The organism is Paraglaciecola sp. G1-13, assembly GCF_055809255.1.
This window is the reverse complement of record NZ_CM147903.1, coordinates 545,564-569,020: the sequence shown is the minus strand read 5'-3', so window position 1 is coordinate 569,020 and position 23,457 is coordinate 545,564. Positions and strand designations below refer to the sequence as shown.

General features: G+C 44.0%; 17 protein-coding genes and 1 pseudogene. 7 read left to right on the top strand and 11 right to left on the bottom strand.

Going from position 1 to position 23,457, the window contains the following annotated elements; all coding sequences use genetic code 11:
- Positions 1 to 52 precede the first annotated feature (52 nt).
- From AC0L6N_RS02305 to AC0L6N_RS02295, 3 genes are all read left to right on the top strand, one after another.
- Entirely contained in the window at positions 53 to 1,801 is a 1,749-nt protein-coding gene (locus AC0L6N_RS02305; protein ID WP_473478526.1) for an Ig-like domain-containing protein, read from the top strand.
- A gap of 99 nt (positions 1,802 to 1,900) precedes the next feature.
- Positions 1,901 to 4,327, top strand: a complete 2,427-nt coding sequence (locus AC0L6N_RS02300; protein WP_473478524.1) for a glycoside hydrolase family 42 — start codon at positions 1,901 to 1,903, stop codon at positions 4,325 to 4,327.
- 192 nt (positions 4,328 to 4,519) lie between these two features.
- Complete coding sequence (locus AC0L6N_RS02295) at positions 4,520 to 5,299, top strand: 3-keto-disaccharide hydrolase (protein ID WP_473478522.1); 780 nt, start codon at positions 4,520 to 4,522, stop codon at positions 5,297 to 5,299.
- Positions 5,300 to 5,428: 129 nt separating this feature from the next.
- On the opposite strand, the gene AC0L6N_RS02290 is transcribed toward AC0L6N_RS02295, so the two are convergent.
- The 8 genes and pseudogenes from AC0L6N_RS02290 to AC0L6N_RS02255 all read right to left on the bottom strand — a co-directional run bounded on the left by AC0L6N_RS02290 (position 5,429) and on the right by AC0L6N_RS02255 (position 15,412).
- Entirely contained in the window at positions 5,429 to 5,689 is a 261-nt protein-coding gene (locus AC0L6N_RS02290) for a YrhK family protein (RefSeq protein ID WP_041713324.1), read from the bottom strand.
- Between the two features lie 336 nt (positions 5,690 to 6,025).
- Positions 6,026 to 6,472: pseudogene (locus tag AC0L6N_RS02285) on the bottom strand (hypothetical protein); the annotation flags it as partial.
- 484 nt (positions 6,473 to 6,956) lie between these two features.
- Entirely contained in the window at positions 6,957 to 8,489 is a 1,533-nt protein-coding gene (locus AC0L6N_RS02280; RefSeq protein ID WP_473478519.1) for a sulfatase, read from the bottom strand.
- A gap of 22 nt (positions 8,490 to 8,511) precedes the next feature.
- On the bottom strand, positions 8,512 to 9,513 hold the full coding sequence (locus AC0L6N_RS02275; protein WP_473478518.1) for a family 16 glycosylhydrolase: 1,002 nt from the start codon (positions 9,511 to 9,513) through the stop codon (positions 8,512 to 8,514).
- Positions 9,514 to 9,717: 204 nt separating this feature from the next.
- Entirely contained in the window at positions 9,718 to 12,342 is a 2,625-nt protein-coding gene (locus AC0L6N_RS02270; protein WP_473478516.1) for a hypothetical protein, read from the bottom strand.
- Between the two features lie 83 nt (positions 12,343 to 12,425).
- The gene (locus AC0L6N_RS02265; protein ID WP_473478515.1) at positions 12,426 to 13,055 is read right to left on the bottom strand and encodes a hypothetical protein; all 630 of its coding nucleotides are present in this window, start codon (positions 13,053 to 13,055) and stop codon (positions 12,426 to 12,428) included.
- 465 nt (positions 13,056 to 13,520) lie between these two features.
- Positions 13,521 to 13,790: a hypothetical protein gene (locus tag AC0L6N_RS02260; RefSeq protein ID WP_473478512.1), complete on the bottom strand. Its 270-nt coding sequence runs from the start codon at positions 13,788 to 13,790 to the stop codon at positions 13,521 to 13,523.
- Between the two features lie 635 nt (positions 13,791 to 14,425).
- Positions 14,426 to 15,412: an MBL fold metallo-hydrolase gene (locus AC0L6N_RS02255; RefSeq protein ID WP_473478510.1), complete on the bottom strand. Its 987-nt coding sequence runs from the start codon at positions 15,410 to 15,412 to the stop codon at positions 14,426 to 14,428.
- Between the two features lie 523 nt (positions 15,413 to 15,935).
- On the opposite strand from AC0L6N_RS02255, the gene AC0L6N_RS02250 reads away from it, so the two are divergent.
- Positions 15,936 to 17,126: an MFS transporter gene (locus tag AC0L6N_RS02250; RefSeq protein ID WP_473478508.1), complete on the top strand. Its 1,191-nt coding sequence runs from the start codon at positions 15,936 to 15,938 to the stop codon at positions 17,124 to 17,126.
- A gap of 168 nt (positions 17,127 to 17,294) precedes the next feature.
- On the opposite strand, the gene AC0L6N_RS02245 is transcribed toward AC0L6N_RS02250, so the two are convergent.
- Both AC0L6N_RS02245 and AC0L6N_RS02240 read right to left on the bottom strand, forming a co-directional pair.
- Complete coding sequence (locus AC0L6N_RS02245) at positions 17,295 to 18,773, bottom strand: carboxylesterase/lipase family protein (RefSeq protein ID WP_473478506.1); 1,479 nt, start codon at positions 18,771 to 18,773, stop codon at positions 17,295 to 17,297.
- A 240-nt stretch (positions 18,774 to 19,013) separates the two neighbouring features.
- Complete coding sequence (locus AC0L6N_RS02240) at positions 19,014 to 19,109, bottom strand: hypothetical protein (protein WP_473478504.1); 96 nt, start codon at positions 19,107 to 19,109, stop codon at positions 19,014 to 19,016.
- Positions 19,110 to 19,159: 50 nt separating this feature from the next.
- On the opposite strand from AC0L6N_RS02240, the gene AC0L6N_RS02235 reads away from it, so the two are divergent.
- From AC0L6N_RS02235 to AC0L6N_RS02225, 3 genes are all read left to right on the top strand, one after another.
- Positions 19,160 to 19,384 (top strand): MarR family winged helix-turn-helix transcriptional regulator, encoded by a 225-nt coding sequence (locus tag AC0L6N_RS02235; RefSeq protein WP_473478503.1) that lies wholly within the window; start codon positions 19,160 to 19,162, stop codon positions 19,382 to 19,384.
- Positions 19,385 to 19,610: 226 nt separating this feature from the next.
- Positions 19,611 to 20,288 (top strand): glutathione S-transferase family protein, encoded by a 678-nt coding sequence (locus AC0L6N_RS02230; protein WP_473478502.1) that lies wholly within the window; start codon positions 19,611 to 19,613, stop codon positions 20,286 to 20,288.
- A 25-nt stretch (positions 20,289 to 20,313) separates the two neighbouring features.
- Complete coding sequence (locus tag AC0L6N_RS02225; RefSeq protein WP_473478500.1) at positions 20,314 to 21,057, top strand: siderophore-interacting protein; 744 nt, start codon at positions 20,314 to 20,316, stop codon at positions 21,055 to 21,057.
- 598 nt (positions 21,058 to 21,655) lie between these two features.
- Here the strand turns inward: AC0L6N_RS02225 and AC0L6N_RS02220 are convergent.
- A complete protein-coding gene (locus tag AC0L6N_RS02220; protein WP_473478498.1) occupies positions 21,656 to 23,383 on the bottom strand; it encodes an arylsulfatase in 1,728 nt (575 codons plus the stop codon).
- Positions 23,384 to 23,457: the final 74 nt, after the last annotated feature.

The following is a 23,457-nucleotide window of genomic DNA, read 5'->3' as shown; positions in this document are numbered from 1 at the left end:
CTTCGCTCACATCACGTGCTCGACCTACATAACAGGATTTTGGAGAAGTAAGATGAAAAAACACTTACTAGTAAACAATGTAACAGCAGCCGTACTTGCCACGCTTTTAGCCGGCTGTGGCGGCGGTACTGACGAAGGGTACGACCCTGATTTTTCAGCGTCTGAGATTGTGACCTTTGATACGGCGACGCTTAGCGCGTCTTTTGAAGAAGAAACCGGTACCCAAGAAGTTGATTTACTGGCTGGGGCCATGGCTGATGGCAAGCCACTGGCCGGCAATATCAATGTTTCAGACTTTAACTTCACCGTTGATCAAAACTTTGTCACGCCACAAATAAGAGGTAATGGTTTAGCCAATCAGACCGTGTCACCTTTTTCTGAACAAGACGGCAAGCTCATCATTGATACTGACAAATTTGCTGACCGGCTCAGCACCTGTGACACCACTGATATCATTGGAGGCCCGCGGGATGAGGATGACAACCCAACACCTGACGGCTTCTTAGATACCCCGCCCCAAGTGACTTATACAATCGATTTTGCAGTGGATAACGGCTTTGATTTAGCCCCCGGGGAAGTATTGCCCAGACGCACTTTAATATTGACCATGAATGCAGTGTTCGACGCTGTTGAAAGTGTGACGGCTGAGCCGATTCGCGTATTGATGGGCCAAGAAGCCACTCTTTTTGCCACTGTGCTTCCTGAAAAAGCATGCGATCAGGGCCTAACTTATTCGATAGCCGACCCGTCCATCGCGAGCATAGACGACAACGGCAATATCACTACCATTGAGGCTGGGCAAACCACGGTAACAGTGACCAGCGTCAGTTCGCCTGATAAGTCAATTACAGTAGACCTAGAAGTCTTTTCTGAATTCACCTTAGCAATTTCCAACAGAGACATGGACAGCAATGGGCTGCCAAGTGAAACGAAAGAGGTACCAGCCTGCGTAACCGCAGGATTTAACGTTACCCCTACCCCAGCGTTTGGAGACGCCTTAAGCGGTGATTATGCCTACGCGTGGGCATCAAGCAACGACGTAGACTTCCCTGCAACATCTGTTAACTATGGCGAAAGTGGGGTTGGTATGTACTCAGTGGGTGACGCTTCAACCGTTGGCTATACGTTCGATGCATCCGTTTCTTTAGCGTCTGGCGATACTGGTGCAACTGAATTCGCAGATGTGGCGAATCAAGGTATTACCGCGACTGTGGTCAGAAACCTGATGTGCGAAACCGGCGTATCAGTTCACCCTGCTGGATTCAACACTGATTTTAATCTCGACGGTGCAGGCGCTCCTTGGAAAGGCGGCACTGTTACTGCTTCTGACGTCAGTCTTTCGGGCAAAGCGTTGGAAATTACTGCTGGCGCCGATGACGCAACAAAAGTCCTTCAGCAAGTGTTCAATAAACAACGGAATTGGCATAGTGCAACCTATGGCTTGGGCGGAAGCTCTATCGGCCAGACCTACAAATATTCAGTCTGGGTAAAACTGCCTGAGCGACCAACACAAGACATCACCCTTAAACATGTATTGTTAGCATGGACATATGACGGCGGCCCAAGTGGCCCGGGCTTTGATTTTAGAAGACCTACCGCTGGTATTTTATCTGCAACATTACAAAAAACCACCGAATGGCAATTGGTCGAGTTTATCAATGAAGCAACTGGCGATAGAGAATGGTCCGTGCCACCCCAGTGGAATGTCTCCACCGATGTATTCCAATTTTGGGAAGTGTATGGCCTACCAGAAGGCGGGAAAATCCTACTTGACGAATACGCAGTCATGCCAGTGCAATAAAAAGCAACCTAAGCCTTCGATTTAGCAAACTGCATTGCAAAAAATAAACACAAATTAACATGTGCGGCTGATACATCTGGCCGCACAGTAGGAGAACAAATGAAACATCATCTTTTAGGGGCAAGTATTGCTTCAGCACTCATACTTAGTTTAGGTTGCAGCCAATCAACCGAACCTAAACAGGTATTGGAAATAGCGACCGAAAAAGTTGAATCTGTCAGCCCACTTGAGCAACAAGCTAAAGCAAAATTGGACAAGCTCAAAGGTATGATGGACGAAGCACGAAGCAAGAAAATAGACGTCACCCGAGAAGAAACGCTAGTGTGGTTTTCTGAGCAGTTTATCAAATTCGCGAATTGGGATGAAGCGAACCCTAAAGCAATTGAAGCCGCTTTTGGGTACGAACGTTATTACGCTGCCGATAAAGTTGAATTAGCAGCTTCTTTACCTGACTTCGAACGCCAAAAAGTAAACGAGATTTTAGATAAAGGCATAACGGTGCTCGCACAAGTACTACGCGGTGACATAAAACGCCGACCAGTAAACAAGGTTGATTGGCAGGGTACCAAAGCTGGCGACAATATGTTTGTGAGTAATGGGAAACCTATCTTCCCTTATGATTACTTTTCCAAAACGGTTGGCCAACCTCTTACTAATACCGACGTGTATAACGACCATTTAGGTGCACTATACCACGGTGGTGAAAACCTCTATCCAGTAGATCATGACCGCGCCATTAACTCCTTTTTATTGAAGGAAGACGGGACCTTTGACGAAGAACTGATGAAGGAACTCACCGATATTCCTGATACGAATATTGGCTTCTTATATTACTGGATCATGGGGATCCCTGAGTGGGTTGAAAAGCAAGAACCTGAAGTACGTAAGGGTCGTTCACTCTTTACCGGATTCGACATAGACAACCCTTTAGCACGTGATTTGTGGGGTAAAATCATCCGTAGAACAGGTGAGCTAACAAAAGGCAAAAAAGTAACAGAGCTGGGCTTTGTGCTGGCTAATGAACCTCATTGGTTTGCAGAAAAAGACTTTTGGACCGCTCGCTTCGACGAGATGACTTCAATTTCCTCCTACACACTCAACAATTTCCGCACTTGGCTAAACGATAAGTACGAAGGCGACTTAGCTCAGCTTAATGCCAATTGGCGAGCCGACTTTGCGAGTTTCGATGATGTGACTATCGACATACCGATAGATCCTGCTTTGCAAGGCCAGCCAATTTGGTTTGACTGGTCACGTTACAACATGGATAGAAGTACTAACTGGTTTGCATTTATGCAAAATCAGTTACATTCAGTTAATCCAGATGCCGACACGCATATTAAAATAATGCCGCGTATGTTTATGGATAATGTTCGCTCAGGTGGCATAGATACCGAAGCATTAGCGGAATTAACCACCATGGTAGGCCATGATGCTAAATCATTTGGCAGCAAGAATATTAGGCCAGGTAAATCCTCAAAATGGATGGAAAAGTACGCTTATTACTGGGGGTACGTTGCTATGTTCCACGACTTTATGGAGTCAGTGGCACCAAATAAAATTAATGTTAACTCTGAATCACATTTCTTATCGTCCGGCCAGTGGCGAGATTTAGACACTCGCCCAAGCTATGTTCGCAGTGTCTATTGGTTGGCCACATTACTAGGAATGGATGCCAACACCGGTTGGTTTTGGGCACGGGATCCCGACGGCTCCCCTGAGGACCGATTGGAAGGCGAGTTAGACTTTTTCGATCCAGGTTTGGCTGGTGCCTATGCTGGGTCTAACAACATGCAACCTCAAGTCACCAATGAAGTGACTCAGGTGATGTTTGACTTGAATAGTTTTTCAGAAGAGATCATCGAACTGCGGGAACAACCTCGTCCGCTACGTTTGTTTTACTCTGAAACTACAGCCATCAACACTGATGACTACATGACCAAAGGGTACAAGCTCTATGAAGAGCTGTTTTTTGAAGGCTTACCGTTGGGCTTTGTCACCAAAAATATTATTGAAAAACAAGACAATAGCGCTTGGGATACGGTCATTGTTTACAACAACCCAAATGTGAGTGACGCTGAATTTGCTGCATTACAGTCTTATTTAGAGCAAGGCGGTACCGTCATTCTCGATGCTAAAAGCTTGCAATTTAACGAATACGGCCAAACCCGCAAACAGTCACTTAAAGCAAGTAAAGGGAAACTAATCGCACTTGAGGCAGAAGCTGATATTGCAAAAATCAAGCAAGTGGCTCTAGCAGAAGTTGCCGACAGCATGCCTGATATTTTGCTAAAAGAAGATAACGGCGAGCCGTTCAAAACGACCACATGGCGCACAATCAAACAGCCTGACGGTAGCTACCTAGTGAATATTCTGAATGTTGGGCGTAATGTCGCCAAGCTTGAATTATCACTGGCAAATGGAAAGCCTGCGATCCTCACCAACATGATGACCAGCAATCCAATAAATAGCCATTTCGAACTTGAGTCAGAAGGCGTATTGCTGCTAAAAGTCACCCCTCAATAACCGCTATTTCAACACCCCAGTGTGACGAAACCACTACCTTTAACAAAGGTGGTGGTTTCGTTTAGACTGAGAAGGATAAATACACGCAACCTGTGCGAAGCGATAAGGCGTATAGTGCACTTGCCCACCATGCGGCGCAGGAAAAAAATGACTGATTTGTCTCACAGATTAGTTCAACACTGAGGTAAATATATGACACTCGTGAAGCTCATACTCATTGGTACCTTACTCGGAATACTGTCTTCCTGCACTCATCAACGCCCCGTAAAAAGTGGCTGGCATACCCTATTCAATGGGGAGAATTTAGACGGCTGGACAGTAAAAATTCATCATCATGAAGTGGGTGAGAATGTGGCCGATACCTTTCGTGTTGAAAATGGTTTATTACGTGTCAGTTACGATCAATACGATACCTTTGATAAACAATTCGGCCATCTATACTTCAATCAACCCTTCAGCAACTTTCACCTAAAGCTGGACTATCACTTCTACGGTGACTTCCTATCTGATGCCCCTCATTACGCTGAGCGAAACAGTGGTCTTATGTATTACAGCCAAGCGCCTGAAACGATATTGAAAGAACAAGACTGGCCCATCTCGGTGGAAATGCAGTTTTTAGCTGGCCTAGATGATGGTAAAGCACGGCCAACAGGCAATATGTGCTCCCCAGGCACGGACATCGAATACCAAGGCGCTGTTTACACCGATCACTGCTTGATGTCATCATCACCAACGATTCCGGTGGGTGAATGGGTTAGCGCAGAACTAATAGTCAATAATGGCAATGTGACCCACATCATTAACGGTGACATCGTATTGCAATATACCCGCCCGACGATGGGAGGTAAGTTTGTAAAAGGGTATGACCCTGCAATATGGACACCGAGCGCACCACTACACTCTGGATACATTGCCTTGCAAAGTGAAGGGCATCCCATTGAGTTTAAAAATATCAAAATTAAAGCATTGTAGTGCTGGTGTGGACTGAGTCTTCGGCATCAAATAAAGCGAATACCGGCTCTTGAAAGACAAACAAAGCCACAGCTACCCTCTGCCAGCAGCCTCCTCAAAAAGAGAAAATGTTATGTTTCACTTTTCTCACTAGGTTGATTTAGGAGCGACCCTGGCAACATGTATTAAACTTGCCAATTTAATAAAGGGTTTAATAAGTAGTTGGGCACTGCCTGCTATAAATAACCAGGTGCCATCTTCAACAAGAGATTCACTTAGAAAGAAAAAACTGCCAATCAAAAACCAGACAGCGATCAGTAAATCATTAAAAGCACCTAATGCTTCGTATCGACGCTGTATTACAATGTGTCGCTTACCTAAATCTAAGTCCAACTCAAAACCTTGCTTCATCACCCATCCCCAATTGCACTTTGCTTAAACCAACGCCAATAAATAATCTCAAATTCAACTTCTAAGCGCACCACTTAGTTTAACTTTATCTAGACAGCCATGTTAAACGACTTTATATGGACAGCCATGTTAAATATAGCCCCCCTTCAAATACTCTTAATTGATTCACAGTCGATTGGCACTGCTTGCTCATATGCTATGTGAAGATGTTTTTAGTTGAAATGAGTGCAGCTCAAAGAGATTAAACAGAATTTTGTAAATTACGGGCAGAGGTTTAAACCATGCTTGGGTAGGGTGAACTGATCTACTATTTTCAGCTTGTCGCGGGAAACAGTTTTATGCTTGTTTTAACAACTCTTTGGCTTTCCCCATCCCTCGCAGTCTCTGATGGTGGGTATGACGCTTGAACGTGTTCATCATTTGCTCCGCACCTGCGGCGTAGCAAAAATGCTTTTCGAACTCCGTGGATAGGGTTAGCCACTGCACCGTGCCTAACCCGAGTCTTTCTAAAATAAGACTTTGCTTATTATCCATATAACCTGTCTTATCATCATGAATGCAGCGGCTTGTGGTATCTATAAGCTCGCAATAATCATTAAGTGAATACGCGAAACCTTTGGGCATTTCTTCACGATAGCTGCCTACAAAGGGCATCAAGGCGCTAGGCTGCGACTGTTGATTTTTAGCCGCGTCGATCCGCTTTTTAATACTTGTGTGACTTGCCGTTTCGGGTGTTTCTGCCATTTTTGCGCGTATAGGGTTTAGGTCAACGTATGCCATACACAGCGGGAAATACAATGACAAATTTATCGGGAATAAAATTTGAACAGCTTTAGCTGGCTTCGAAGAAGTGAACGACATGGATGTTGTGAATAAAATAGGTGTATCGATTAAACTGATTTGGCTTTTTCGCGACTGAGGCATAACCATCAACTTGATCAAATAGAACACCTATCAAGCTTAGTTTAGGAATGAAAATAACTAATTTTAACTTGGGTGTCTTTATAATAGAGAGGTGGTGGATATTTCTAGATTATCTGAAAATCTGCGCTCCGATATGTACTCTGTACTAGTCGGAATTCACAATGCATGGCCGGCTGAAGTGTTAACGCTTCGCGCCTTCAAGGTGTAAGTCTTTTCAGATAAGGTCTTAACATCTGAATTGTGCTTGCTGTGATATTCACTGATAAGTCACTAACTTTTCCCTTTGCGAACGCTACCGTTTTAATTATTGCTAGCAACAGTGTCATGAAAAGCAGTATTAACGTTATAACTCAGCCTCAAAATCTGGTTGCCAAGGCGTTTTGTTACCCTTCGCTTTTAAGAAGCGCGCATTAGTTTGTTGATACCACTCATGCAGTTTTTTGCGCAACGAAGCGACTCGTTCGGGCGCTTGGTTTGCTAGGTCTATTTGTTCGCCTATGTCATTGGCAAGGTTATACAAATGTACCTTACCGTCTTCGAAGCGTTCAATTAACTTCCAGTTACCCTGACGGATTGCTGCGCCAGGGAATCCCCCCTGATTCGAGTAATGAGGGTAGTGAAAATACAAAGGCCTTCGCATTAGCGCGTCGCGCTTTGCGCCGGGCGAAAAGTACTGATTTAAATCTACTCCATCCAAGTGTTGCCCAGGCTGCAAATCGAGGTGCCCAGCACTGAGTAAGGTGGGATACAAATCAGTAGAGGTCACGGGCTCATTGATCTGTAGGTGCTTGTGTTTCTTCTGGGGTAATTTAACCAATAACGGCACTCTAATTCCCCCTTCGTATAACCAACCTTTGCCGCCTCGCAAAGGCAAATTTGAAGTAGGTGAGCCTTCCGCGCTTGATAACCCGCCATTGTCCGAGGTAAACACAACAAGCGTGCTTTCTTCCATACCCGCTTGCTTTAATTTGGCTAATAGTCTGCCTACTTGGGTATCCATTTGTTTGACCATAGCAGCATACGTGGGGTGATTTTGCTTCACTCTCACCTCCCGTTTATCCGCAGTTGGCCAAGCCTGCTCTTCCCTTTGAAACTCGTCGTTATGGGCGTATTGGCGTATTTTTGCTTGATACTCGTGTACGTCTTTGTTCGGCGCAGCTAAAGGCGTATGTACCGTATAAAAAGACAGCATCATAAAAAACGGAGCGGTTTGTTTGCTGTATTTATCCACCAAGGATATAGCTTCATTGGTTAAGCGCTGTGTCAAATACTCGCCTGCGGGACCATCCGTTAATCGTGCATTTTTATATGGCGAAAAGTATCCAGCAGCTGGGTGACCATTTTTAGTACCTGCAATATTGACGTCAAAACCTTGGTTCTCAGGCCACAGATCTTCGGTTTTCCCTAAATGCCACTTACCTAAGAAAGCAGTGTTGTAACCATTTTGTTTGAACGCCTCAGCCAAGGTGATTTCAGACAATGGTAAAGCGTCATTAAACTCAGCGGGAAGAAAGCGCCCTGCCCGTGCGGGTTTATCATTAGCTGGAAACCAATCAGTCGCTTTGCCTCGGGTTGGGTGTTTGCCTGTCAGCAGCGCGAATCTTGAGGGGCTACACACAGGGTTAGCCGCATATCCGTTGGTGAACATAACACTCTGACTAGCAAGCTTATCGATGTTGGGCGTGTCGTAAAAACTATTTTCGTTGTACGCTTTTATATCTGAGTAGCCTAAGTCATCCACTAGAATCAGCAGTACGTTAGGCTTTGTTACAACTTGTGCAGCGCAGGAATTCAGCACACTTTCACAGACAATCAACGTTATGAATAATAGATAACTTAAACGCTGAAGATGGCGACGTTCGAATGTTATAAGCATAAATTCCCCTTATTGATATAGACTACTGCCCAAGTTGTTCTGGCTTTTGCCACACGCGGATGTATTCCACCTCGAAGTCCACGACGCCATCATTTTTCAAATGCTCAGGGCTGTTTTTCTCTAAATCCTCTTTACTGTTGGGGTAGCCGTGCCACGGGAAGGTTTCCATGTCTAGCCACAGGTTTATCGGCTTTGTCGCCACGTAGCCATTGTAGTCTTCAGGGAGTCCTTCGCGGTTCTCCTTAGCCCAAGCGGTGACCTGCTCTGCACTGACCGTTGACAGCAACTCGCCGTCGACATAGTACTTAACCCCATTTTCATTCCATTCCACGCCGTATACATGAAAGTCATCGGCCATTCTAAAGCCAAGATCTTTGTGTTCGGTGTAACTCGGCTTACCTCCAACGGGCTTTTCCCAATCTCGGATAGACCACCATAATTCACTGTCCAGGTGGTCTTTTTTGGGATCTTCTCGGCTGTCACCAAAAGACTCAAAAAAATCAAATTCCAACTTAGGTCCCATTGACCAAAAAGCGCTAGTCACTTCAGCATCAGCAGATTTACTTTTGATTTCAATGTAGCCGTACGTAAATGAACGGCGGTTAATTAGGCAAGGAACGGTAATATTTTCATGTTTCATCGGCTCGCCAAACACCGGCTTTCTGATTTCATCGGAAAAGGGGAAATCTGGCTCCCAGCGGGCTTCTAGCATTAGCTTTCCGTCTTCCAAGCGATGATTTCGCCCGGAAAATTGCGACGGAGCCCTGCCCTTCCATACCCATTTATCGGGTTTGTCAGGGTGAACATATTGCGGCTTACCGTTTTTAAACTTACCGACAATAAACCAGCGGGCTTCATCGAGTGTGCTGTTATTGAACTCGTCACTCACAGCGGTATTTAATGACCAATTCCCCTTATTATCTGGGTCGGACAATGGCAAAAGCATTTCAGCACTCGCCTGAGAATGAAGCGCAAAAAAAGCACTGAAAGCGAGCGTCTTAGCCGCATAAATTTGCTTGATCATATTTACCTTCTTTTATGGTGTAAATGGAAATAATTTTTAGGGCTTAGCTAACAAATATGAGAAAGACTAAATATTAAACGTGAAGGTATAAGCTGACTTACAAGCCCTCCTCTCTTGACGCTAACACCTACTCTTTCGCTTCTAGCTAGAGCGTTCAGCAGTAACTAGTTCGCTTAACGAGGCTAGCCAATACTGAACAACACGTTACTTATTGATGAAATCTGTAGCAGTACTGCCGTTGGGGTTACGCATATCACCGCGATACAAAATCAAGGTATCTTCAGGTAAACCATCAGAAACGATATTCGCTTTAGAGAAATCCACAGGGTAAAAGCCAAATTTAGCGGATTCATTGCCTACTTCTGTTGCAGATAACATGGATAAGGCGAGAACAGGTGCCGTTGGAAATATTTTATACCAACGCGTACCTGACGGATTATCAAAGCTTTCTGGGGTCAATGCGGCTAACTGCTCAGGTGTTTGCTGGCCGATGATCTTCTTCTGCTGTAAATCATTCCGGGTCAGTTGATCGATGTTTTTATCGTTGAGGTTAGCTAAATAACGTCTGTTGGCATCAGTTATCAAGTACGTAATGTTATTGCCCACCTCTGCAACAGGGGCATCAAATACGGTTTGTCTTAGGGTGATATCCCCTTTAATCACTAAGTTATTAATACGACCTCGGGTTAGGTCGCGACAACGGGTTTTACAATTGAACGAACCTTTACCGACTAATAAAGCCGTGCCGCTGTCTATTGCTTCGATATTTTCAACACTGATGTCTTTCATGATTTTTGAATGGGGTTTTAACCACACACCAGTGAAACCATTGGTGACCTTCACATTAGTGATATTGATTTTGTTCATAGACGAGAAGTAAGGCCCCGAACGATTGAAGTTATCGTTGTCTGTACCGTTACCCGCCTCCACGCGAACGCCGATACCGTTGAAGGCTTCAATGTTATCGATTTCTATCCAATCTCCGCCATATACTTGCACTACGCCGTAACCAGTATGGGCATGGCTTGCCTTAATATTTTTGATTGACCCTTTAACCGGTGTACGACCGTAAGTGGGGTTACGTTGAATGGCAAACATATCAGGCACAATATCACCACTCTCATCAATGAAGTCACCATTATCGTTGGTGGCTAACGGGATATTTACGGGGTTCATCGGCTTATTGAGATTCGCGCTTCCTGCAGGATTTTTTACATAACGCTCTTCCAAAAATAACGGTGTAGGACCAAAGCGATACGCAAATGCACCGTCCTTGTAATCAGCATCAGCAAACATCTGCACAGCAACGGATTCCGTGTGATTATCTTCAATGTTGATATCTGAAATCGCGAAGTTCTTCACGTAAAACAAACCAACAGGGATGGCGCGGGTCAGGTTTACCACGCCATTACCGTTACCACCGTTCATGTAACCGTAGTTATGCGGCATGTTGGTGGTGGCATCTATAGTGAACTTCTGACCAGGTATAGTCGAGCGAACTTCTACATTTTCGACCCGCTCGGCTAATAAATTGCCTGGGCCGTTACTCCGGCCGAACGAGAACAAAAACTGACGATTGGGTTTATTCTTATTTTTGTGATCATTTTTGCTTGTGGGGTAAAGGTCTTCCTTTATGCCGCGCATTTCAAGTACAAGGCTAGGCTCCACTTCGATACGTACATTAGACGGCACCGCAATATGAGATAAACTAAAACGATTTTGGCCATTCGCATTTGCGCGAAGTATAACGACACCGCCACCGGTTTCTCTTTTTGCTTGATTGAGCGCCGTTTTTAATCGCCCGGTATCATTTACCGTGTCTGCAAATACGGCTTCGGCGAACAGTTTAGTTGGGGCGTGGTCAAAGACCTTATTCTCGAAAAAGCCGACATTCACCGTAGTAACGCCGTTTTCGTCCGTGTAGCCGGTATAACCGCTTAAGTCTGTATCAAGAATCGACTCGCCATCTGGGTCGGGTATCGGTGCCGAGTCATCTTTTTTGCTTATCAGCGAAAGTTGGTTAATGCCTAAATTCGCTCCATCTGGGCCTCTAAATCTAAAGCGAATCTTATTGGCTGACACATTAGGGTTGGCGGTAAAGGTATTTAGACCTACGTTAGCATCGCCCCAGCTTTTCAGCACAACCCAACCACTGTCTGTTTTATGGGCTGCTTCCCAGCTTGTAACACGATTTTGTTCTGTATCGTCTTGGCTAAAGTTAAAGACTAAATTATTGCTTTGTTCGATATCAAAGATGATGTACACGTTACTATTAGCTGCACCTTCAAGGGTCGCCACGGCTTCCTCATGGTTGTCACCTTGTACAACGTTAGCCAGCGCTGCGTTATCCCAGTGGGCGCTTGGCGCCATATTGGCGACTGATAATAAGTTTTTCTCTGGGCTATCGGCCGATGCGAACTCTTGAACCACCGCGTTGTAATTAAGCTCTCCTCGCTTTATCCCGAAGTAAATTTGCGTCTGTTCGTCCAGTGAAACAATATCAAAATAAGGGAGTCCATTATCGGTAATACCATCTGCATCGAGTACCGCGTGGCTGCTATCGGTCACCACTATGCGCAATTTGACAGAAAGTGCTGTGGCATCTGAAATGACAATATTGTTGTAAGTGTAATAGCCCGCACGGCGTTTGGTGTAGCGTTCACTTTGTTCAACGCTGGCTGACTCCACCGTCACCCACTCGCCTTCTTCTTGTGCATAACCATTGAAAGATAACTGACAAACCAAGGTGATGAAAATTAAGCGTGTCACTGCCCACTGGGCACCTTTTAGCGCGCGCAAAGAAACCCAATTGTGATTAGGATCAAACATTGTTGTTCTCCAAAAAGTCAAAAGCTGGTCGGCGAAGTCATAGTGATGACATCACCAATAAATTAATCTGTAGAGGTGAGTCGTTAGAATGCAGGCTTTCGAGAAGCAGACGTTTGCCTGAGCGCGAGCAATCCCAGCAGGAAAAGAGCAAAGGTGCTGGGTGCAGATACCGCGTTAGCACGTTGGCTAATAGAAATATTGGACACGGTTAAGTAGTCATCGTAATCGTAGTTAAAGTCTTCAATACCAAATTCCAAAGCAACCGAAGCGCCTGCTAGCGCACTGATATCGGCACTTAAACCGTCGAGCATAAAGTCATGTAGAAGGTCGCCATTATCATCAACAAGAGTGACATAAGCGCTGTCCGCTATTGAGTCAAATGCCAATGAAATAAATGACGAGTTATCAGCAACCATGAATGTTTGAAACAAATAAATACCCCAATATTCTGCGCTTAAATCGGCAGAAGTGTTGAGTGTGACGCTGTTTGAGCCAGTGAAATAGTTATCCGAATACTCGGTAAAGTTAATGTCATAGGTTGCCACTTCTTCATCGGCATTGACGTTGTAATAGTTAACATCTCCTGACCAGCCGTTTAGCCCGTCAGTAAAGCCCCCATTAATTAGGCCGGCAGAGGCACCGCTGCTAAGGAGCAATCCACCAACCAAAAACAGTGGTTTTACGGTCGCTTTACACGCTAGGTATATGTTCATGTATTCCCATCCCTCACTCTTTTTTTGTGAATAAGTGTTATTCATGAGCGACAAGCTCAATACATATAGCGCCAATATTTGAATTGGTCATTTGATGCGCTTCACGTCGCTTAAGTAAAAATGAACCGCATTAAAGTGAATGTACGAACTGGAACATTTTGTTACTGAAATGTATATCAACATTAAATCATTGTAAACATCATATGTTTAATTTTGCGCTATAAAAGCAATTTTAGTACAAGTAAAAAGCGTAGAAATACTGACTGGCGAGCTAGCTGAGGATATTAATTAACTAGAAAGGATTAGAGACTCACAGGTGCTAAGTACTGTTACTCAGGGCACGGGATGTTAATCAGTGACCGTAGCGATCACTCTGACGCTCTCCACTTGTGTACAGTTTCCTAAACCAAATAACAGCTGATTGTTGTAGGAGTCTGCGTAGGAAGAAGATGAAGCACCTACTTGCTACTGCCATTGTCTACCGCAGGCTTGTAGCGCCTCTTTACCTGACGGGGCGCCACCTACCACAACACCCAAGAAATGATGATTAGATCGAGCGGATGTGTGATTTTCAAAAAGCCGCCATGTGCCACGTTCATTGGCGGTAATTAGATCAAGGTCGCCATCTTTATCGAAATCGATAACATCTGCGCCCGCCCAGCCGTCATTATCAAAATCAGCGGCTACCACGCTCGCCGTGGGCTGTTGAATATCAATGCCTTTAGCGGCAGTCACTCGATAGTGGTTGGCATTGGTCCATCAGTTACATTTAACACAACCCCAGCAGTGTGTGAGCATGTTTGGCTGCAGATACGCCATTTATCTTCCCTAAATAACCTATGTACAAGTGGGCATAGACTCTGGTGATAAATACTTCATCTTAACGCCTTCAGGGCAGATGTCGCTTGGCCAGCCAAGCGCTCGCTGCGGTTCAATATTCAGCGACCGACTGCCGCTCGCAATCAAATAAAACACCCAAAATAATAAAGTTTTTAAAAATAACTGAATCAACAAGCTTAAAGTAATTGGGGTAATTTTCTCATTTGGTTTTAAATTCATAACTCAAAAGTTGTTTACGCGTTAGGACAACTGGCAACGACCACACAGTTAGTAACTGGCTAGCTCCTGCAAAAGCGGAGAGCCAACCTATTTTACAGGCCGGAATGAGTTGACCGCTACATAACGATGGCTCTGTCGAATAAATTGAACTACTAATTGAACTACTAAATAGTGGGGATTAGGGAGGACGGGAACTAAAAATATAAAAATGACAAGCTGATTTTTTTTCACATTTAGGATTGCAGGTATAACCCTAAATGTGAACATCTAAACATGCCATTTTATAGACATAAAGTATGCTAATCCTGTTGCTATCTTTGCAGTAAGAATCTGTCTAGGTCGTTAGCAAGAGTAATGTCGCCTTGATAAAATGCCGCTATTTCATTGCTATATTTTTTATACTCAGCTGGCGCGGTCAGCCCAGGTGCCATATGGGTAATAACAACTTTTTTAACGTTCGCGTTTGCGGCAAGCTGGCCAACTTCATCAGGCGTAAGATGGTGAGTAGACAAATGCTGACCTAAATGTTTGAAAGCTTGAGGGGGCATTTTAGGATGCGCACGTTTTACAAGATTAACCGTATGATCAACATCCATCATTTCGCTGATAAGTATATCAGCATCTTTAGCAAGTAATTCAACCGCTTTGCTTGGCCCTGTATCTCCTGTGTAAACGACTGTGTAATCTGCCAGTTCAAACTTAAACGATAATGCCTGGTACTTCTTCCACTCATCGCTGCCTTCTGGCCAGCTAAAGTGAGTATTTCGCACTGCTGTTAAGGTAAAGTCCTCTAGGCTGACCTTATCACCATCTGTCAACTCAACCACGTTGACCTTACGATTTGCAGGTTCTGGTATTTGGCCTGGTACACCATAATGGCCTGCCGCGCCGTATTTCATAAACGCAAAGATCCCGTCCACTGTTTCTTTGATCCCAGGGGGGCCATAAACAGTCAATTCATTCCCTGCATTCACTTGCCAGCGAAGACTTAATAATGCGGGTAACCCGCCGGTATGGTCAAAATGTAAGTGACTGATAAAGACTGCGTCAACATCGGTTGTTTTCAAGCCTGCTTTGGTTAGCTGGCCCACTGTGCCATCGCCCGCGTCGACAATATAAGTATGGCCGTTAACAAATAAAGCGTTCGACGGTTGTGAATGTGTCGCATGGGGTATAGGACCTCCCATTGTGCCCAGGGTAATCCATTCATCTTTTACATCACTGGCGCTATCAGCTATTGCACAACTGATACAACTTATCGTGAGCAACATGCCGCCAATAATTCTTGTCAAACTCATTTGCGTATCCTTTTTACTTTCATTTTAAAAACAATAAAAAACTGACAGTAAACTCTCTACTGACAGCAGAACCAAACTGAACAAGGATGAAACATATAAGTCACACCCTTGTAACATTTGACTCACTATACGGCTTGCCTCGGTATCCATATAATTGATTTTATTGATACTTGTTAGCGATATTAGTGATGATCTTGTTGTATTTTGATGAGGGTTTACAAAGCATAGGCAGATTAAGTTGATTGTCGACGTTCACCAATTACTAACATATACATAGCTGTATCATTATGGATGTATCAGATTTAGAGATAGTTAAAATCAGTTTATTCCACTGGCATCCCACTGCATTCCCTTACATTATTTTAACAATGACTCATAACTTTGAAGTTTGGTAGAACACTATCGTTACCGTCTTTTTCTCAATATGTATTAGATGAAGTAGCGCCGATTAGTTAACGACATCCTCTACCAAGCAAAAATATAGTGGAAATAAAATATGCCAAACAGTCTCGTTGATACCGTATTGATAGATAAAATAAGCAATCAAGCCTCTACTAAACATGCCATTATTTTAATCTTGGCAGCCATAATGCCCCCGATGGCAATTGCTTCTTTGATCCCTGTTTTGCCTTTATTAATGAAAGAATTTGCCCATGAGCAAGGCTCGGCATTTTTAGTGCCCATCGCACTGACCGTTCCGGCATTGTGCGTCGCGCTTTTTTCACCCTTGGCCGGCTGGATATCTGATAAATTAGGTCGTAAACCAGTTTTGATATCTGCACTTTTGGCTTACGGGGTGGTTGGCGTAGTCCCATATTTTTTAACTGATCTGCATCACATTATTATAGTAAGGATATTATTAGGTGTTGCTGAGGCGGCTATCATGACGGTAGCGACAGCGTTAATTGCAGATTACTTTACCGGTAAACTCAGACAAAAATGGATATCTATTCAGATCGCTAGTGTGAGTTTGAGTGCCATCGTTTTAATTGCTATGGGTGGGCTTTTAGGTGAATTTTTTGGATCTCGAGGACCCTTCTTGCTGTATTTAGTCGCTATCCCTATCGCCTTAGCTGCCTACGTTATCTTATTTGAACCGCAAAGAGGTCAAGATCAAGAGCAAGCTAACAAGAGCAGGCCCAAGGTACCTTGGAAAAGGGTTACCCCCTTACTATTAACAACGCTTTTTGTGGGTGTCATCTTCTACACCATAATAGTCAAAATTGGCGTTATTTTAGGCTTAGTAAGTGAGGTATCGCCGGCAACTATTGGTGGTATAGGTGCAGTGGGTAATATAGGTGTTGCGCTGGGCTCAATGGCATTTGGTAAATTTAAAGGCGCGTCAGGTCCTAAATTAATGAGTATTGGTTTGGCCTTGTCAGCCATAGGATATTGCGGTGCGGCACTATCTTCGACGCTTATATTTACCACCGCAGCCCTTATTGTCGCTTGTTTAGGTTTTGGTATGCTGTTACCAACTATGCTTAATTGGATACTTAGTGTACTTCCGAAAAGTGTCATTGGTCGTGGAACAGGTCTTTGGACAGGTGCATTCTTTTTTGGCCAATTTACAGCCCCTATCATAGCAACAGCGTTACAAAATCAAATTGGCGGATTAGAAAACGTGTTATTGATTTATGCTGTTTTATCGTTAATTGGGGTATTCATTGCCTTTATGAAACTGAAGGGCGCCAAAAGCTTAGTTAATCACTAGGCTTTAGTGCTGGCACTACCGGCAAATAGTGCGACCCTGAAGCCACAAACAAGATAGTGATTGTGCTGCCTCGACTTGGTTGCAGCGAAGTTTAATGAAAAAGTACTCTTTAAATTTGCGAGCAACCTGTAGTCCTTTCATTAATGTGTTAATGAGGGCTTTGCCTCATCAGAACGAATAGTTCTGCCATAACTGCCTTACGCCCTTGTTGGGGTCATGTATTACCTGGTGCTTGTTATTGAATTCCATTACTGCGCGATCGACCCGATTGTAAGCGGGCCATTCAGTACCGCCCGTTTTGGCAAAACGCAACCATTGAGCCTGCATGTAATTAGCCAAAAATTTAGGCGGTTGAGCATCGACAAAACTTATAGCTTGTTCACTATCAAGGGTGTTAAAGGTAAAGGGAACATCGACAAAATGCGCTGCCCCCAAACGTCCGTCATAAGCAGGCGACGACCATGCGAAATTATATTTCCATACGGGATTCCCCATGGCGACTAACTGCTCAGCGATATGCAAAGCGGGCATACGAAACGTATAATCGGACTGTGCCTGAGCGTATACATCACCAACCGAAATTTCGTCAGTTTTACGGTAAACATCGAACGCATCGCTTCCGAGCTTTAAGTCTTCCAAAAATAAAGATAATTCAGTTTCTTCAATTCGATCAATTGCACCGCCTGGCACTAAGTACAGCCTTGATTCTTGGTCAGTACTTCCCACAATAACGGGTATAGAAGGATCGCCGTTATTTAGTAAATCAGCCATTGGCGATATTTCAATAACATCACCATCAATAACCGGTAAAAAGGCCGTGCCTCCCCAAGATAGCATGCCCCATTGCTTGTGATCTGTAATCGAATTCCCCATGCCGATAACACCTTCGACAAGCTGCGAAAAAGGTATGTCAGCAATATCTGTCATTGTGGCTTGTACATTTTGTTGCTTTGCAAACTCACTGGTTACTCGAGCGGCTTGTGTTTTTGTGATTGCTTGCATAGGTGGGCTTTGCATAATCGCTTTTTGATATAGGCCACTGGCTTTTTTACTGCCCAGCAAAATGGCTACGCTGCCCGCACCAGCTGATTGGCCGAACAAAGTCACGTTCTTAGGGTCACCTCCAAAATCCTGAATATGTTCTTTCACCCAGCGTAACGCTAGAATTTGATCTAAGATCCCTCTGTTATCAGGTGCATCGTCGAAATGCATGAAACCGTCTACACCAACCCGATAATTAACGGTCACCACCACCACGCCATGTTCGGCAAAACGACGCCCATCGTAAACTTCCTCCGCTGCATCTTCGCGAATAAACGCCCCTCCCGGAAGCCAAACCATAACGGGCATTTTCGTATCTGCTTGCACAGCAGCGCCCGTCGTCCATACATTGACGGTAAGATCCCCTGCCCGGCCAACCAATTCTACGTCCGCCCCCCGCCCTGGCTGCGGAACAGGAGGTGTAATGACAGTCGCATCCAACGTTTTCTCCCAGGGGGTTATCGCTTCTGGCGCCTGAAAACGTCGCTCAGGGCTAAAAGGATTTTTTGCATAAGGCACGCCATAGAAAATAGCCACATCGTTAACAAGCTTACCCGTTACCTTTCCTAGTTTGGTCGTTGCAGTGATGGTGTTATTAGAATTCATAGATGGACCTGCACAGACGTTTGCACAAAATAAGATGAGAACAAGAAAGACACATACTATGTTAATAAGAACTTGGTTCATGGATGCTCCAATGACTATCAAAGGAAAAGATACCGATGGTTTTATCCATATCTTTACCTCACTATATTAAATGTAGGTCTGAAATAGAACTATAGTCACATCAAATCAGCATGCCGAGATGTTATACATTTAGTAGAAAAACGGCCAAACAAAGCGTATTCACCCTTCACATAATTGCTTTATTATTCGCCTTGCGTGATTTGCCCCTGTATCAACATGGATATCAATCATAGGCTGGCCTTTGAAAGGTTTCATGGTCCGATACTGTGCCTCGATGACCCCTTTGTCTTCATCGAATGTAAGCCGTGTTTGTCAAAGCTCCTCAAGATGCGCGTTCCTCCCTCGTAATATTAACTCACAAGGGTGAAACCTTGCATGACAAGGTATTAGAAATCGCCCTTGAAAGGGAAAAATTACTATTAAGTGGTATTTCTCAGGAAGAATTAGATCTGCTGATTAACGTGCTGCTCAAACTAAATAACAATGTTAAAACCGTTAATGCATATGAACCGAAGTTTGAACATAAGTAAAACGGGTTGACGACCAGCATCAGGTGCTACACCTAGGTTTTAACGTGCTCTGCGTTTGAAGGCATAGAGCACGTGAAAGGTGCTTTTTTGATATGACGTATTGGCATCCCTGATAGGTACTATGAAAATAGCCGAATAGTGTTAATCGGCTCAATTCGCTATGCTCGTGTTCAGGTAAAAATAAACGTTTTTCTTTAGTAGGCATTAGTCCTCTAGGAGCGTAAAAGTGAGTAATATCGTTCTTTATACGTCGCCAGGAAGTTGCTCTCGCGTGACTGCCATTGTATTAGAAGAACTAGCGCTTGAATTTGAAACGCGAGTTGTGCGTTTTATGAAAGGTGAGCATAAGTCTCCTGAATTTAAACTGAAAAACCCTAAAGGAAAAGTCCCTGCGCTTATCTACAAGGGCCAGACGCTCACTGAAAATGTCGCCATTATTACCTATTTAAATCAACTACATGGCCAACTGTTACCTGCAACTGACAATGCCTTAGACTTTGCAAAACAGATTGCGGATCTGTGTTTTTGTTCTGCAACACTGCACCCTTTAGTCACGCGTATAAGAATGCCAGAATTTTTTGCAGGCGGCGACAATGCAAAAACAGTGCAAGACATTGCTTTTAATGCCATGGATGAGTTTTTTCACTTAATTGATAACCAGTTAGCTGATCAGCAATGGTGGTACAAAGATCAATGGTCAGCTATGGATGCCTATCTTTATTGGTGTTTTTGGCGTGTTCAAGGGGCTGGTTATCCTGTTGAAAAATATCCTCACTACTGCGCTCATGCGCAACGAATGGAACAACGCCCAGCAGTGAAACGAGCAGCGGCACGTGATGATGAAGCGATTGAGATTTTGGAAAACGAAGGTTTGCTGTTTACACCCAAAAAGATTATTCGTTAGTTTACTGTTTTTAAAAGGAAATAAGATGGCTACTAGGCCTGCACCAAGAAAGTTAGTTGTGAACAACAGCCGTTATATCACACCTAATATGTTACGTATTACCTTAGGCGGCGAGGAGATGAGTGACTTTCCTGCGGATCAGGACAGCGCTTACGTGAAGTTAATTTTTCCAAGGGCCGATGGCGGTCGTCCTACGATGAGAACCTACACAGTGCGTAGCCAAACAGAGAATTCGATTGATGTTGATTTTGCCTTGCATGAGGCGAAAGGCCCGGCCTCCTCATGGGCAGTCAGTGCTAAAGTCGGCGATAAGATTATAGTTGGCGGGCCAGGTCCTAAAAAACTGCTTAACCAAGATGCAGATTGGATAATTATCAGTGGTGATATGACAGCCTTACCGGCAATCAGCGTCAACCTTGCTATTTTGCCAAAAGATACGAAAGGCTATGCGGTGCTAGAAGTAGTAGATGAAGCAGATATCCAAGAATTGGCGCATCCTGACAATGTGCAATTAATATGGGTTGTCAGTAAACCCAGTACCGATACAGAAGTTCTGCCTTTACTGGATCGCATCAAATCACTACCTGAACTTGAAGGTAGTTTATCAGTATGGGTTGCCTGTGAATTCAGTACAATGAAAGCGATTCGTAAGTATTTGAGAAGCACTTTTGACTTACCTAAAAGTCATTTTTATACCTCCAGTTATTGGAAACTTGGGGTCAGTGAAGATGAGCATAAAATTGCCAAAAAAGAAGATGCTGAATCCTAAGATTGGCGTCCAAATCAATCCATGGCTTCGACTTGCTGCGGCTGGTTGTTGCATCGAACATCATGAATAGTCGCCCTTGGGAAGAGTTTCAATTAATACCGGAAAATATTTATTGAGAATCAAATCACTCTGGCAAGTCGGTAGTCTCTTTAGAAACGCGTAGGGTTCTACCTCACAGTCAAATAACGACTATTCCTTTTAAGAGTGTAATTGGTCCAAAAAATTAGCCCAGATGCCCTGAGTTTGTTCGATAAATTAGCCAGGCATAGATGTGGGGTTACTGTTTTTAGTTGAACTGATTATTATTGATGGCACCACAACAGTTTAGCTTTGACGTAAGACTTGCTTGGCTGCGTTCATATTACGGGCATTCCATTAAGGTGAAGCCGTCAAACCTCCCTTGTCATCCTCGATGCTAAACCGTGGTTTGTAGACCCTAATATTGGCTCGAACTCTTCATGAGCACCTTTGCCTTTGGCAATTGTGCTAGAGTCCAAAGCAAATTCTAAGGTGCTACGATGTATCGACCCATCTCAATTCTATTTTGGTATGCGCGAGAGTTGCCTCTGTGCCAACTGAAAATCGGTCAATAACCCGCTTAATGTTTTTTGCGTGGTCGCATCTCTTGTACACCCACTTCTTCAGCATACTGTTGCCAAGCGAGCTTAAGTTCTGCAACCTTTTCAGGGTGTTGTGTTGATACATCAATTAATTCCGCAGGATCATCAGCTAGATTATACAATCCCCACTGCCCATTGCCCGCAGGTCGCGAAATAGAAAGTAACTTCCAATCCCCTTTACGCACAGCTTTATTCCCATGAAGCTCTGCGCCTAAGACATAATCATCGCCGTGTAGACTGACGCTTTTTCCAGTCAGCATGTTCATCATCGATGCCCCGCGCATTGGCGTGATTTTGTTTGTTTCACTCGCGGTGAAATAAGGATGTTTTGCGTTAGCTAATTCTAATATGGTTGGCATGACGTCCATAACACTGACGATGCCGTCATACTGCTTTGGTTTAACCATTTTAGGGAAATGAACAAATGCTGGGGTATGAATGCCACCTTGTGCCACTGAGCCTTTGTTTAGCCGTTTAACACTGCTACCGGCGCGTGCCCATTGCGGACCGTACATAACATAGGAGTTAGCCTTGCCCATGTTTTCGTAACTATTGTCACAACATGCGGCAACAAATTTACTCAAGAAGCTTTTGTAGGCTGGTGAGTTAGGTGTATTGGCTTCAGTACCATTATCTGACATAAAGAAAATGACAGTATTATCGTATACCCCCTCATCTTTTAAGTAGGTGACCAAATCACCAATGGCGGTATCTAAGTCAGATACCATAGCCGCATAGATTTCCATTTGCTTAGCTGAAATTTTCTTTTCTTCAACGGTCAAACTTGCCCAAGGCTTTATATTCCTTGGTAAGGGGGGAATTTGGCTAGACTTTGCAATTAAACCGAGTGCTTTTTGTTTTTCTAAGCGACTCGCTAAAAGCGCTTCATAGCCTTCATCATACTTACCTTTGTATTTCGCTATTGAAGACTCTGGGGCTTGCAAAGGCCAGTGGGGAGCGGTATATGCCATATAGGACATGAAAGGCTTAGTTTTATCCCGCTCTTGTAGATATTGCTTCATCTTACTGGTGAAAAACGGCGATGAATAAAAATGGTCAGGTAACGTCGCTGGCTTATCATCTTCTACATAAGTTGCTTTTTTGGCGAATGGCATAATAGACATATCATCGAAGTGCCCCGCTCCACCTTCCATTAGTGCGAAAGAACGTTGAAAACCACGAGCGGCAGGCATTTGTCCGTCTTTTTTACCTAAGTGCCATTTGCCGACCATAAAACGTTGGTAATCAGCTTCCGCCAAAACTTCAGGTAAGGTTGCAACGCTATCGTTTAAATACCCTTGGTAACCTGGCTTATCTAAAAGATAAGGCGCGAACGCTTGCATAACTTCATCCATGGCCCCTAGACCCGCCAAGTGATTATCCGTGCCGGAAAGTAACATTGCTCGGGTAGGCGAACAGGTTGCAGCGGTATGAAAATTAGTTAGCCTTACACCTGCATTTGCTAATGAATCGATATTCGGGGTTGCTATTTCGCTACCAAACACGCCTAAATCGGTTAATCCCAAGTCATCGGCAACAATAATGACGATATTAGGACGTGTGTCTGATGGCGATTCCAGCACTTTATTTTCTATAACTGGCTTACTACTTACGTTAACCGCCTCTGAGGAACATCCTGTTAGTAAAAGAAAAGTACTCAACCATACTGCATTAATAGTTATTCCATAATGTCTTTGATAACTCATTCATTACTCCCGGTAAGTCCACATATATTCAGCATACAAAATGTTCTGGTAAGGCAACTATTTCAAAGTAGTTA